Origin of the sequence: Halanaerobium sp. ST460_2HS_T2, assembly GCF_003337665.1 — a bacterium.
Taxonomy (GTDB): domain Bacteria; phylum Bacillota; class Halanaerobiia; order Halanaerobiales; family Halanaerobiaceae; genus Halanaerobium; species Halanaerobium kushneri.
In genome coordinates this window covers 1-12,986 of the sequence record NZ_QPJF01000007.1, presented here as the reverse complement: position 1 = coordinate 12,986, position 12,986 = coordinate 1, and the positions used below count along the sequence as shown (strand labels likewise).

Here is a 12,986-nt window from a genome sequence, read left to right as displayed (position 1 = left end):
GGTTTTTCAGAACTAAGGAAAAAATATCAAAATCCCATTTGATTAATCTCAATTTCTATTGTATAATACAGCTAGATAGAAATTTCTACATGACTAGATTTAAAAATTAAAGAACGGGGAGCCAAACTGGAAGCTGAGAGGATGAGCAATCATCGACCCACTACCTGATCCTGGTAATGCAGGCGTAGGTAAAATAAAAAGACCTTAAACCCTCCGGTTTGTTCCTCACAAATTAGGAGGGTTTTTATTATGCAGAATAAATTTTCAACAAGAATGCTGGCAGAAATTGGGGTGGCTGTTGCTCTTGCAGTTGTTTTAAATTTTCTTAAACTCTGGCGGATGCCGCAGGGTGGTTCAATAAGTTTAGAAATGCTGCCGATTTTAGTGATTGCTTTCCGCTGGGGAGTAGGAGCCGGAATGTTTAGTGGTCTGGCCTATGGACTGCTGCAGCTGATGTTTGGAGCTTATATAATTCATCCGATTCAGTTAATTATGGATTATCCTCTGCCTTATATGGTTTTGGGTGCAGCGGGTATGTTTAAGATCAGGAAAGACGAGATTATTAAGCCTCTTAAAATGTTCTGGGCAGTGGTAGTTGCCTCGGCCTTAAGGTTAATTGTTCACATTTTATCAGGAGTTATCTTTTTTGGCAGTTATGCACCTGAGGGTCAGAATGTCTGGGCCTATTCTACTATTTATAATGCGACATTTTTGATTCCAACTACTATAATTACTTATATTGTGCTGATAATTGTAATGAAGGCACTAGAAAAAAAATAATGACGCACTCAATGCTAATGGTGTGATGCACTCAATGTGCTAAGGCAAATCTATTTATTTGCTATAAAAGAAAGCGAGTATGACGGGCTCGATGCCCTAATGCTGAGCTGACCATGCGTTTATAAAAGAAAGCGAGTATGACGGGCTCGATGCCCTAATGCTGAGCTGACCATGCGTTTATAAAAGAAAGCTCAGTACAATTTAATAAATGAAACAGGGGAGCCCTTGGGCTGAGATAAAGCAGATGCTTTAACCCTTAGAACCTGATCTGGATAATACCAGCGAAGGGAGTTGTGGGGAGTGATTATTAATATGATTACTTTATTTTAAAACACAGTTTCCTTAATTGGGAGCTGTGTTTTTATTTTGCAATGATTTTTAAACTGATTTTTATATAATATTCTAAATTAATTTCAAAATTATAAGGAGCTGAGCAAAATGACTCAAATGACAAAAGCAATTAATGGTGAAATAAGTAAAGAGATGAGGATGGCAGCAGCGGAGGAAGGGGTGGCTGCAGAATTTATTTGTCAAGGAATTGCTGCAGGAACTATTGTTATACCGGCAAATGTTAACCACAAAAATTTAAAGGCAAAGGCCTTTGGCAGAGGTTTAAAAACTAAGGTTAATGCTAACTTTGGTACTTCTGAAGATTATGATTCTATTGAAGCTGAGTTAAAAAAATTGGAGGCAGCAGTTAAAGCTGGAGCAGATGCAGTTATGGACCTCTCTACGGGAGATAAAATAAAAGAAACTAGAGCAGCTATACTAAAAAATGCTGAAGTTCCTGTCGGAACAGTCCCTATTTATCAAGCGGCTGTAGAAACAGTTAAGTCAGGACGGGGAATAATTGAGATGAAAGTTGAAGAATTATTTGAAGTGATTAAAGCTCAGGTTGAAGAAGGGGTAGATTTTATTACAGTCCACTGCGGCTTGACTTTAGAAACTCTAAGACATCTGGCGGCTGAAGGAAGAGTAACCGATATTGTCAGCCGGGGTGGATCGTTTATGGCAGCCTGGATGCTCCATAATAATCAGGAAAATCCACTTTTTGAGTATTATGACCGCTTACTTGAAATCTGCTATAAAAACGATGTAACTTTAAGTCTTGGTGATGCTCTCCGTCCGGGCAGTCTGGCAGATGCTACAGATCGAGCTCAGATCCATGAACTTTTAGTTCTGGGTGAACTGGTAGATAGAGCTCGCGAGGCGGAAGTCCAGGTGATGGTGGAAGGACCAGGCCATGTACCCTATGATCAGATTGAAACAAATATCAAACTGCAGAAAGAACTCTGCAAAGAGGCTCCATTTTATGTGTTAGGACCTTTAGTTACAGATATTGCAGCTGGTTATGACCATATTACAGCAGCAATTGGCGGCACAGCAGCGGCAGCGGCGGGGGCGGATTTCCTCTGTTATGTTACCCCGGCTGAACATATTGGCTTACCTGATATTGAAGATGTGCGGGAAGGAGTAATTGCCTGCAAAATTGCAGCTCATGCTGCAGATATTGCAAAAGGAGTTAAGGGGGCAAAGGAGAGAGATAATCAGATGGCAGCCGCCAGAAAAAAATTAGATTGGGAAAAGCAGATTGAGCTGGCCCTGGCGCCAGAAAAATTAAAAGAATCAAGAGCAGCCCACAACCAGACTTTAAAGGAAGAAGATGCCTGTACAATGTGTGGCTCTTATTGTGCGATGAAAATAGTAGATCAGCAGCTTAGTTAAATAATATTTAAGTCCTGATTTAATAGAAGTCAAATAAGAACTTAGAAAAACTGACGATGACTAAAACTAATTATCAAAATAAATATTAACTTAATTCTGAAAGGATGATTAGAATGGATAATAAGAAATTGACCTTTTCGGCACTTTTAATTGCTCTGGGAACAATGACAGGACACTTAATCTATATTCCAGTGGGAGTGGCCAAAGCTTTTCCGGTCCAGCATTTAATTAACATTTTATCCGCTGTTTTACTGGGGCCTGCCTATACAGTTTGGAATGCTTTTGCAATTTCTCTGCTTAGAAATATGCTGGGAACCGGTTCTCTGCTGGCTTTTCCGGGCAGTATGATTGGGGCCTTAATAGCCGGTCTGCTTTATCAAAAGTTTAAATCTAAGGGGTGGGCTCTGGTGGGAGAGTTAATTGGAACAGGACTTCTGGGAGCAGTGGCTGCTTATCCGATTGCCAGATTTTTGATGGGCAGCGGTTCCACAGTGTTTTTCTTTGTTATTCCTTTTTCTTTAAGTGCAGCTGGAGGGGCAGTGATTGCCTATTTATTCTTAAAAGCAGTGGAAAAGGCAGACAGCCTATCATTTATTGAAGATTTAAATTAATAATGAAGATAGAAAATTGACTGAATTAATTTTAAAGATTAGAGAATTGAAATTGGAGCAAGCAAAAGGAGCTGATTATATTGAAGAAAGTCTTAACAATAGCTGGTTCTGACTCTGGTGGAGGAGCAGGGATCCAGGCTGATTTAAAAACAATGACAGTTCATCAAGTCTATGGAGCGTCAGTAATAACAGCAGTTACAGCTCAAAATACGTTGGGAGTACAGGGAGTAAAAACTTTAAGTGTTCAGGCGGTAATTTCTCAGCTGGATTCTGTTTTAAGAGATATAGAATTTTCTGCTTTAAAAACTGGTATGCTGGCCAACAGTCAGATTATTGAGCAGATAGCTGCAAAAATAAAAGAATATTCTCTGCCAAATCTGGTTGTTGATCCAGTAATGGTAGCTACAAGTGGTGACTTATTATTAAAAGAAGAAGCAGTTGAAACATATAAAGAAAAACTCTTTCCGCTGGCGGAAATTATAACACCTAATCTATATGAGGCGAAAGTATTGGCAGGTGTAGAAACTGAAGAAAATAATGATCCGCAAGTTCTGGCAGAAAAGCTAATAACTTACGGCAGCAGCTGGGTGCTGATCAAGGGCGGTCACACAACTAAAAAGAGGTCAGCAAAAAAAGCAGTTGATCTCCTTTATGACGGCAGCCAGTTCATAGAATTTGAAGCAGAACATATTCCTACAAATAATACTCATGGAACAGGCTGTACTCTTTCGGCAGCAGTTGCTTCAAATTTGGCTCGGGGAATGGACATGGAAAAAGCAGTGGGCCAAGCAAAGAAATTTATTACCGGGGCCATCAAAAATAATTTTCCTGTTGGCCAGGGTAATAGCCCGGTCAATCATTTCTGGCGGCTTCAAAATCTGCAGCATAGTTCCAATCAGCAGTTTTCTTAAGTTTATCTAGTCAAATAAGATATTAGGAGGTAAAAATGCTAAACTGGGATCTTTATTTAATCACAGAAGAAAGTTTATCAGCTGGCAGAAAAACTATAGAAGTTGTGAAAGAAGCAGCTGCAGCTGGAGTTGATGTAATTCAGCTGCGGGAGAAAAATTTGTCTCTGCGGGAAAAATTTAAGCTGGGACAGCAGATTAAAAAAATATGCAGTCGATATCAGATCACATTGATAGTCAATGATCGGCTTGACCTGGCTCTGGCTTTAGATGCAGATGGTGTGCATCTGGGGCAGAGCGACCTGCCTCTGCGGTCTGCCCGCAAAATTTTAGGTCCAAATAAGATTATTGGCCTTAGTGCCTGCCGGGATCAAGAAATCACTCAGGCTGAAGCTGATGGTGCAGATTATCTGGGAGTGGGAGCAATTTTTAAGACTAAATCTAAGCAGCTCAATTCAGATAAAAATGGAATTGGTCTGCAGAGATTGGCTGAGATTAAAAAAAGAACTGATTTACCGCTGATAGCAATTGGAGGCCTGAATAAAAGCAATGCCCCACAGGTAATCAAAAGTGGGGCTGACTGTATTTCGGTAATTACAGCTCTGACAAAAGCGGAAAAGATAGAAAATGAAACTCGAGAATTTAAGCAAATAATCAAAAAAGCAAAATCTAAAAGGAGGGTCCTAAATTGTCAGCAGAAACTAGTCAAAATAGAAAAGAATATGCCGAAAGGTTAAAAAAGTTTAAAAAAATTATCAAAGCAGAAAAGCCTTTGATTCATCATATAACAAATAATGTGACAGTTAATGACTGTGCTAATATAACTTTAAACTGGGGCGCTCTGCCGGTGATGGCCCCAGCAGTAGAAGAATCAGCTCAGATGGTGGAAAATGCTTCATCTCTGGTTCTAAATCTGGGGACTATTTCTTCCTGTCAGCTTGAGTCAATGCTTAAAGCAGGTAAAAGAGCAAATGAACTAGGAATTCCAATAGTATTAGATCCCGTTGGAGTTGGAGCTACAAAGTTTAGAATTGAAGCAGCTCAAAAAATATTAGCTGAGCTAAAAATTTCAATAATTAAGGGCAATCAAGGTGAGATATCTTTCTTAGCCGGAAAAGAAGCTGAAGTTAGAGGTGTAGAGTCGATTGGTGAATACAAAAATACAGCTGAAGCTGCAGAAGAATTGGCCAAAAAGTTAGGAGCAGTTATTGTTGTCAGTTCTGAGATTGATTTGCTTAGTGATGGCCGCCAACTCTCTGAGATCAACAGAGGTCATCCTCTAATGGGAAAAGTTGTGGGCACAGGCTGTATGCTGGGGTCAACATTAGGTGTTTTTGCTGCTGCAGCAAAAAATTCCAATTTATCTTTATTTGAGGCAGCCCAAACAGCAGTTTATTATTATTCTCTAGCTGGGGAAAAGGCGGCAGAAAAGGAATTAACTCCTGCTAAGTTTAAAATAGAATTTATGGATGCTATATATAAATTAAGATTTTGATTTTAACTACTTTCTCTAAAAATATTATTTATTTTTGCAAACGAATTTTATAATGTCAAATAAATGATTGAAATTTCCGCCCCCAACTAATATAATAAATTGTGGTAAGATATTTTGGGAAGGGGATTATTGTAATGGGAAAAAGAGTAATTAAGTCAGTTTTGCGAGCAACCAAAATTTTAGATTATATAGGCAATAATGAAAATGAAGTAAGATTAACGAAGATCAGTAATGATCTTGAAATAAATATGAGTACTTTACACAGTATCATTGCAACTTTAGAAAAAGCAGGCTATATAAGTCAAAATAGTAATAATCATAAATATTCTTTAGGCAAAAAGCTTTTTGAACTGGGAAAAGTTTATGAAGGAAAGATCTCTTTTACAGATCTTGCTAGACCTTTTTTGGAAAAATTAGCAGATAAATTTGACGAGACAGTTCAGCTGGGCGTCTTATCTGCTGACAAGGTACTTTATATTGATAAGGTAGAATCTAAACATAGTTTAAGGATGACCTGTCAGATGGGAAGCAAAGATGAACTTCATTCCAGTGCCACAGGTAAATTATTACTGGCTTATTTGGAAGAAAAAGAAGTAGATAGATTATTGAACAAGAAATTAGAAAAATATACTGAAAACACTATAACTGAGCGTAAAAAATTAAAAAAAGAACTTGAAAAAATTGAGAAGCAGGGATTTGCTCTAGATAAAGAAGAATCAGAAATTGGTTTAAATTGTGCTGCTGCACCAGTAAAAGACAACTCTGGTAAAGTAATAGCAGCAATAGGAATCAGTACTCCTACGAGTAGAGTTTCTGAAGCTAAATTAATGGAAATTAAAGATAATTTAATAAAAGAAGCTTCTGATTTATCAGATTTATTATCCTAAAAATTAGTTTGACAAAATTAAGTTATTCACATACAATAATTTTACATTAACAAATTAATTTTATAATAGCAAATTAATTTCAAAGAGGGAGGATAATATGAAAGTAGTAGCTTTTAACGGCAGTCCCAACAGCGAGGGAAATACATATCATGCAATCAAAATGGTGGCAGAAGAACTCGAAAATAAGGATATTAAAACGGAAATTATTCAGGTAGGTAATAAAGAAATCAGAGGTTGCCTTAGCTGTAATAAATGTGTCAAAAACCAGAATGAAAAATGTATTATTGATGATCAGGTGAACGATTGGATTCAGAAGCTGAAAGAGTCTGATGGGATTATTATTGGCTCACCTGTTCATTATGCAGCAATTGCTGGAACAATGAAGTCATTTTTAGACAGAGCATTTTATGTAGCAAGTGTCAACGGCATGATGCTCAGACATAAGGTAGGTGCCCCTGTTGTTGCAGTTAGAAGATCAGGTGGAATGCCAACTTTTAATCAGCTTAGTAATTATATCAATTATTCGGAAATGATGATGCCTACATCTAATTACTGGAGTGTAATCCACGGTACGACCCCAGGCGAAGCAGAAAAGGATGAAGAAGGAAAACAGATTATGAGAATTTTAGGTAAGAACATGGCTTATCTGATGGAAGTTATGGAAAATGCCGAAGGTGAAGTTGAAGCACCAGAGGCGGAAAGAAAGAAATTAATGAACTTTATCAGATAAACACCGTTATTCATATCTTTTAAGGAAGAGCTTGCTTTAATCAGCAGGCTCCTTTTTTATTTCTTTTGCTGATTTTTGAGACTTGAATCATAATAATTAATTTTTACTTAATATTTTGAAAATAATTTGCAAAAAATTTATTTTTGTGTTTAGATATAAATAATAGCTGATAGAATTGCTTTGATTTTATTTATTCAAAAATAATTAACTGGAGGCGGATTTAATGTTCGAATTTATAAATAACAGTGAGCAGCGAGTAATCTGATTTAAGTCTAATTTTAACAGAGAAAGGGGTAAATTATGCAGTTTTTAATCAATAATCCACAGTTCTGGCGCAGTGATGGGATTAATGAAAACCCGCCGGAAAAGTTTGAACTTAAATTAAAAGATGGTAAGCTGGAGCTGCCGACAGAAGTTAGAGCCAGACTGGGACTCAACACAGAAACAGAAGTTAGAATTAAATTTAATCAGAAGGGAATTTACATTGAAAGAGCAGATCCCAGGCTGACAAAAGTTTATATTGAGCCGACAAGTGACTGTAATTTAAACTGCAAAACCTGTGTCCGCCATTCCTGGGAGGAAAAGATGGGTTTTATGGAAATGGAAACCTATTATAAATTAATTGAAGAACTGAAAGACTTTAAGGGTCTAGAAAAAATTTCATTTTGGGGAATTGGGGAGCCGCTTTTTCATCCAGAGATTGCAGAGATGATTGAGCTGGCCTCAGAGCTGGGAGTAAAAACGCAAATGATTACAAATGGGCTGCTGCTCGATCAGAATAAAGCAGAAGCACTGCTTGAGGCCGGTCTGGACAGCCTGGTGGTTTCTGTTGATGGGACTTCTCCAGAAACTATGGCCGATATTCGTTCTGGAGCTGATTTGAAAACTGTAATTGAAAATGTGCAGAGATTTCGCAATCTGCGGGATAAAAAGCAGAAAAAATGTGAGATTGGAATTGAATATGTAATTATGAAATCAAATGTGGATGAATTAAAGGATCTGCGCAAGCTGGCCTTTAAAATGGGAGCTTCATTTATTTTTCTAACAAATCTCCTACCTTACACTGAAGATATGTCTGATGAAATATTATATTCATTTTCAATCAGCCGCTCCCAACCTGAAATCAGAACTGAACACCGGCCGGAAATTTATCTGCCGCCAACGGATTTAAGAGAAGATATTATCCGTGATCTGGCTGCAGTAGGAGGTAAATCAAGTTCAATCAGTACGACTCAGGTACCATTTAATCCCCATCGCGGTTACTGTAAATTTGTAGAAGACGGCTCAATAGCAGTTAACTGGCAGGGAGAAATTAGTCCCTGTATTGCGCTAATGCACAGTTATGACCTGTATGTCAGAGAACGGAAGAAACATATCAAAAAATATTCACTCGGAAATATTTCCGATGAGTCACTCTCAGCAATCTGGAATCAGAAAGAATTTAGAGATTTTCGCAAAGAGCTTAAAGAATTTCCTTTTTCAGACTGTACCCAGTGTTCCGGCTGTGAGATGTCAAAAGAAAATGAAGAAGATTGTCACGGTAATGAATTTCCGGTCTGTGGCGACTGCCTCTGGGCCAGGGGAGTTATTCAGTGTCCCTAAAAGTTAAGTTTTATCTAAAAATAAATATTTTTCTAAAGATTAAGCAGGAATTTGGCTATTAATATTTAATATTAATAATATACCTTCGAGTCTTTTTGCCTAAGGAATTTTCTATGGGAATTAGACCGCTGGGTTGAGGAATAAATGACTCAGCCTCCCGTGCTTGGAAAGAAGAGTAAATTTAAAGGAGGTATAATTAATGGGAAAAATTTATGAGTACAAAGTTTTAAGAGTTGATTTGACAAACGAAGAAATTAAAACAGAAAAAATATCGGGTGAGCTTGTTAAAAACTATCTTGGGGGTAGAGGTCTGGCATCAAAGATTTTATATGATGAGATTGATCCAAAAGTTGATCCCTTAAGTCCAGAAAATAAACTGATCTATGCAACTGGACTTTTAACCGGAACAGCTGCTTCTACTGGTGGCCGCTACATGGTTGTTACCAAAGGGCCTCTTACAGGGACTATAGCCAGCAGTAATTCAGGTGGATTTTTTGGAGCCGAGCTTAGATTTAGCGGCAATGACATTATCATTTTTGAAGGTAAGGCCAGTCATCCAGTTTATCTTTCAATAATGGGAGATAAAGTTGAGCTCAAAGATGCTTCTGAAATCTGGGGTAAGCCGGTTTATGAGACCACTGATCTCCTGATTGAAGCAGCTGGTAATAAAAACGCAAGAGTCAGCTGTATTGGTCCGGCCGGTGAAAAGCTAGTTAAATTTGCCTCAATTATGAATGAAAAAGATAGAGCTGCCGGCAGAACCGGTGTTGGAGCAGTAATGGGTTCTAAAAATCTGAAGGCAGTTGTGGTTAAAGCTGATGAAAAACAGGTTGAATATTTTAAAGATGAAATGATGAAAGTTGTCAAAAAACAGACTAAAATACTGAAAGAAGATGGAGTAACAGGTGAGGGTTTACCTGCTTTAGGTACCAAAGTTCTAGACAATATTATTAATTCTACTGGGGCCTATCCAACTAAAAATTTCCAGTTTGCAATCTTTGAGGATGTGGATGAGGTTTCTGGAGAAGCACTGGTTGAAAAAGGATATCTGCAGTCAAATACTGGCTGTTATGGTTGTCCAATTCGCTGTGCCAGAAAGACAAAACTTCCCAATGGCCGCAGTGGAGAAGGTCCAGAATACGAAACAGGCTGGGCTTTTGGTGCAGACTGTGGAGTTAATGATCTAAATGCTATTTCAGAAGCAAATTTTATCTGTAATGACCTTGGTCTGGATACAATTACAGCCGGTGCAACTATTGCCTGTGCCATGGAATTATATGAAAAAGGCTATATAGATAAAGATGAACTGGAAAATGGTCCTGAATTAAAATTTGGTTCTTCTGAGTCAATAATCTATTATACAGAAAAAATGGCTTACCGTGAAGGCTTTGGAGATCAGCTGGCGGAAGGTTCATACCGCCTGGCAGATTCTAAAGGACATCCTGAGCTTTCGATGAGTGTTAAAAAACAGGAGCTTCCTGCTTACGATCCTCGCGGTGTTCAGGGACATGGACTTAACTATGTTACTTCAAACCGCGGTGGCTGTCATGTTAGAGGTTATATGATCTCACCTGAGGTTTTAGGGGTTCCAGAAAAGTTGGATCCACAGGAATTAGAAGGAAAGCCTAAGTGGGTTATGACCTTCCAGGATTTAACAGCTATCATTGATTCAATTGGAATGTGTCTTTTTACTTCCTTTGCTTTAGGACTTGATGACTACAGAGAAATAGTCAATGCAGGCACTCAGTTTGAGTACAGCTCAGAATCTCTGCTGGAAACCGGTGAACGAATTTATAACTTAGAGCGTCAGTTTAACTTAGAAGCAGGTATTTTACCTGAAGAAGATAAACTGCCAGCTCGCTTTGATGAGCCACTTCCAGATGGTCCACAAAAGGGTATCAGCACTAAATACAGAGAAATCTTACCTGAGTATTATGAAATTAGAGGCTGGCAGGAAGATGGTTGGATCAGTGAACAGAAACTAAAGGATATGAAAATTAAATAATAATATTGGCGGGGTAAATAATTGGCTTTTAAAAAATATATTGCAGTTTAAGGTTATTCAATTTAGCCTCGTAAATCCATCCAGTTCTCTGCCGGGAACTGGGTGGAATTTTAATATTAAAGGATGATAATTATGACATTAAAAGTTAAATTTTATTCACTATTTAGAATTAATTTAAAAAGTGCAGGAACTGAATATAAATTGAACAGTAAAATTACAATTGCAGAACTGATAAAAAAATTAGATCAGGATTATGATAATTATTTTACTCAAAAATTACTGGAGGAAGACCGGAGTATCTCACCCGGGGCGATTATTCTGGTTAATGGTAAAAATATTATTCATCTAGATAAATTAGAGACAGAGATTACAAACAAGGATACAGTAACTCTATTTCCACCCTCAGCAGGAGGTTGATTATGAAGAATTATTTACAAAGACAGCAGGAATTATTTACAGATAAACAGCAGCAGAGGCTGGAAAAATTAAAAGTTATGATTGCTGGTGTTGGAGGTCTGGGGACAAATCAGGCTCTACAGCTGCAGCGGATTGGAGTTAAAAAAATATATCTTTATGATTATGATCAGGTGGAAATATCAAACTTAAATCGGCAGCTCTGTTATGGGAAAAATGATATTGGCCGTCCAAAAGTGGAGGCAGCAGCAGAGTTTTTAGGTAAATTTGAATTGGAAACTGAAGTTATTGGTATAAATGAAAGAATAAGTTTAGAAACTAAAATTCCCAATGATGTAGATATTATTTTTGATGGTCTTGATAATTTTGAGTCCCGCTTTATTTTGGATCAGCTGGCTGCAGAAAACAAACTGCCTTTTATCCATGCCGGGATAGAAGAGTTTTTTGCCCAGATCATGCTGGTGCTGCCTGAAAGCAGCTTGCGTCTAAAGGATGTTTTTGCCGGCAGTAAAAAGCAGAAGCTGCCTGCAGTTTTTTCCCCTGCTGTGACAGTGACTGCTTCCATTCAAGTGTTGGAAGCTCTAAAATATCTACTTGGTTTTGATAATTATTTAAATAATCAGCTGCTGTACATTGACTTATTCAACAATCAGATAGAAAAAATTGACTTGAGTTAAATTAAAAATTCATATTTTAGTTATCTGATGTAATTTTTCTACTTGATAAAAATTGATTTCTCTGTTAGCCTTAATTTCAGGAGTTGATAATATGCAGACAGAAATATATCATTTATTTCATAGTGGGACAGCAGTTAGAGTAAAAGATAAATTATTTATTTTCGATTATTTTAAAGACGAGCCGCAGCAGGAAAAAGCAGTGACTAGTTCTTTAGAAAAAGGAGTCATTCGTTCAGACAGCTTTAAAAATATAAAAGAAACTTATGTTTTTGTTTCTCACAGCCATCATGATCACTACAATCAGATAATTTTTGACTGGGGAGAATACTGTGATCAGATAAATTATATTTTAGCTGCTGAAGTTGCAGAGGAATCAGATCTGGAGAGCAAAGATAACCTTTACTTAATGGAAAAAGACGAAGAACTGAAGCTTGATCAGATAAATATTTCAAGTTATGGCAGTACAGATAAAGGTGTTTCATTTTTAGTTGAGCTTGATAATTTAACTATTTTTCATGCCGGGGATTTAAATTGGTGGAAGTGGAAAAAGTTTAGCCCAAAGGTTCAAAAAAGAGAAGAAAGAGAATATAAAAGAGAAGTTGATAAGCTTAATGGTAAACAAATTGATATTGCCTTTGTGCCGGTTGACCCGAGATTAGAAGAAAACTTTTATCTGGCCGGAGAATATTTTATCAATCAGCTTAAACCAGCACTTTTTGTCCCCATTCATTTTGCTGATAATTTTGATGTAACTAAATTTTTTCGAGATAGATTTAATTCAAATCAGACAAGAGTGGCCGAAATCACTGAATCTGGAGAGAAAATTCTTTATACAAGAAAATAGCATGAGTTAATTTAATGTTTTAATTAAGTAAATTTCAGAAATTAACTTGACAAATAATTATCTAAATATTATACTAAATTTAGATAAAGAAAAATGTAAAGGTTTACCCGAGCTTTTAATTCTGCAAAATAAAGTATTTTATAACTTGCTTGTAGTGGAAAAAGCAATTTTTTTATTGTCAATGTAAACGTTTACCCGTTTATATTACAAGTAGATAACGTCAAATAAAATATGATAGTTACCATAAAATGTAAGTAAATAGTAATAGAACATCACTAATTTTAATTATAATAAAAATCTTAAGAATG

The 12,986-nt window shown here is 36.9% G+C and carries 13 protein-coding genes and 3 riboswitches; all 13 genes read left to right on the top strand.

Annotation, left to right across the window (positions count from 1 at the left end; all coding sequences use genetic code 11):
• Positions 1-104: 104 nt before the first annotated feature.
• Positions 105-208, top strand: a riboswitch (TPP riboswitch).
• Positions 209-249: 41 nt separating this feature from the next.
• Positions 250-780 carry an energy-coupled thiamine transporter ThiT gene (gene thiT / locus DFR80_RS04595; RefSeq protein WP_073156613.1) on the top strand — a complete coding sequence of 177 codons (531 nt, stop codon included), beginning with the start codon at positions 250-252 and terminating at the stop codon, positions 778-780.
• Between the two features lie 205 nt (positions 781-985).
• A riboswitch (TPP riboswitch) is annotated at positions 986-1,087 on the top strand.
• A gap of 131 nt (positions 1,088-1,218) precedes the next feature.
• On the top strand, positions 1,219-2,505 hold the full coding sequence (gene thiC / locus DFR80_RS04590) for a phosphomethylpyrimidine synthase ThiC (RefSeq protein WP_073156610.1): 1,287 nt from the start codon (positions 1,219-1,221) through the stop codon (positions 2,503-2,505).
• Between the two features lie 113 nt (positions 2,506-2,618).
• Complete coding sequence (gene thiW, locus DFR80_RS04585; protein ID WP_076544232.1) at positions 2,619-3,116, top strand: energy coupling factor transporter S component ThiW; 498 nt, start codon at positions 2,619-2,621, stop codon at positions 3,114-3,116.
• Positions 3,117-3,196: 80 nt separating this feature from the next.
• Positions 3,197-4,027 (top strand): bifunctional hydroxymethylpyrimidine kinase/phosphomethylpyrimidine kinase, encoded by an 831-nt coding sequence (gene thiD / locus DFR80_RS04580; protein ID WP_073156604.1) that lies wholly within the window; start codon positions 3,197-3,199, stop codon positions 4,025-4,027.
• A 35-nt stretch (positions 4,028-4,062) separates the two neighbouring features.
• Complete coding sequence (thiE, locus tag DFR80_RS04575; protein ID WP_076544233.1) at positions 4,063-4,761, top strand: thiamine phosphate synthase; 699 nt, start codon at positions 4,063-4,065, stop codon at positions 4,759-4,761.
• On the top strand, positions 4,713-5,519 hold the full coding sequence (gene thiM / locus DFR80_RS04570) for a hydroxyethylthiazole kinase (RefSeq protein WP_073156598.1): 807 nt from the start codon (positions 4,713-4,715) through the stop codon (positions 5,517-5,519). The genes thiE and thiM overlap by 49 nt, the downstream gene beginning before the upstream one ends.
• A gap of 134 nt (positions 5,520-5,653) precedes the next feature.
• A complete protein-coding gene (locus DFR80_RS04565) occupies positions 5,654-6,406 on the top strand; it encodes an IclR family transcriptional regulator (protein WP_076544234.1) in 753 nt (250 codons plus the stop codon).
• A 97-nt stretch (positions 6,407-6,503) separates the two neighbouring features.
• Complete coding sequence (locus DFR80_RS04560) at positions 6,504-7,136, top strand: flavodoxin family protein (protein ID WP_076544235.1); 633 nt, start codon at positions 6,504-6,506, stop codon at positions 7,134-7,136.
• Positions 7,137-7,436: 300 nt separating this feature from the next.
• On the top strand, positions 7,437-8,738 hold the full coding sequence (locus DFR80_RS04555; protein ID WP_076544236.1) for a radical SAM protein: 1,302 nt from the start codon (positions 7,437-7,439) through the stop codon (positions 8,736-8,738).
• Between the two features lie 71 nt (positions 8,739-8,809).
• Positions 8,810-8,928: riboswitch (molybdenum cofactor riboswitch) on the top strand.
• Positions 8,929-8,937: 9 nt separating this feature from the next.
• Complete coding sequence (locus tag DFR80_RS04550) at positions 8,938-10,743, top strand: aldehyde ferredoxin oxidoreductase family protein (protein WP_076544237.1); 1,806 nt, start codon at positions 8,938-8,940, stop codon at positions 10,741-10,743.
• Between the two features lie 132 nt (positions 10,744-10,875).
• On the top strand, positions 10,876-11,160 hold the full coding sequence (locus DFR80_RS04545) for a MoaD family protein (RefSeq protein WP_076544238.1): 285 nt from the start codon (positions 10,876-10,878) through the stop codon (positions 11,158-11,160).
• A gap of 2 nt (positions 11,161-11,162) precedes the next feature.
• Positions 11,163-11,834, top strand: coding sequence for a HesA/MoeB/ThiF family protein (locus DFR80_RS04540; protein WP_076544239.1), 672 nt, complete (start codon positions 11,163-11,165; stop codon positions 11,832-11,834).
• A gap of 91 nt (positions 11,835-11,925) precedes the next feature.
• Positions 11,926-12,678, top strand: coding sequence for an MBL fold metallo-hydrolase (locus tag DFR80_RS04535; RefSeq protein ID WP_114489319.1), 753 nt, complete (start codon positions 11,926-11,928; stop codon positions 12,676-12,678).
• Positions 12,679-12,986: the final 308 nt, after the last annotated feature.

What these genes read in the sequence shown, in the direction of transcription:
- DFR80_RS04550 (WP_076544237.1), top strand. Translation starts at nt 8,938, where the DNA reads ATGGGAAAAATTTATGAGTACAAAGTTTTAAGAGTTGATTTGACAAAC.
- DFR80_RS04535 (WP_114489319.1), top strand. Translation starts at nt 11,926, where the DNA reads ATGCAGACAGAAATATATCATTTATTTCATAGTGGGACAGCAGTTAGA.
- DFR80_RS04540 (WP_076544239.1), top strand. Translation starts at nt 11,163, where the DNA reads ATGAAGAATTATTTACAAAGACAGCAGGAATTATTTACAGATAAACAG.
- DFR80_RS04545 (WP_076544238.1), top strand. Translation starts at nt 10,876, where the DNA reads ATGACATTAAAAGTTAAATTTTATTCACTATTTAGAATTAATTTAAAA.
- thiC (WP_073156610.1), top strand. Translation starts at nt 1,219, where the DNA reads ATGACTCAAATGACAAAAGCAATTAATGGTGAAATAAGTAAAGAGATG.
- thiW (WP_076544232.1), top strand. Translation starts at nt 2,619, where the DNA reads ATGGATAATAAGAAATTGACCTTTTCGGCACTTTTAATTGCTCTGGGA.
- DFR80_RS04555 (WP_076544236.1), top strand. Translation starts at nt 7,437, where the DNA reads ATGCAGTTTTTAATCAATAATCCACAGTTCTGGCGCAGTGATGGGATT.
- thiT (WP_073156613.1), top strand. Translation starts at nt 250, where the DNA reads ATGCAGAATAAATTTTCAACAAGAATGCTGGCAGAAATTGGGGTGGCT.
- DFR80_RS04560 (WP_076544235.1), top strand. Translation starts at nt 6,504, where the DNA reads ATGAAAGTAGTAGCTTTTAACGGCAGTCCCAACAGCGAGGGAAATACA.
- DFR80_RS04565 (WP_076544234.1), top strand. Translation starts at nt 5,654, where the DNA reads ATGGGAAAAAGAGTAATTAAGTCAGTTTTGCGAGCAACCAAAATTTTA.
- thiE (WP_076544233.1), top strand. Translation starts at nt 4,063, where the DNA reads ATGCTAAACTGGGATCTTTATTTAATCACAGAAGAAAGTTTATCAGCT.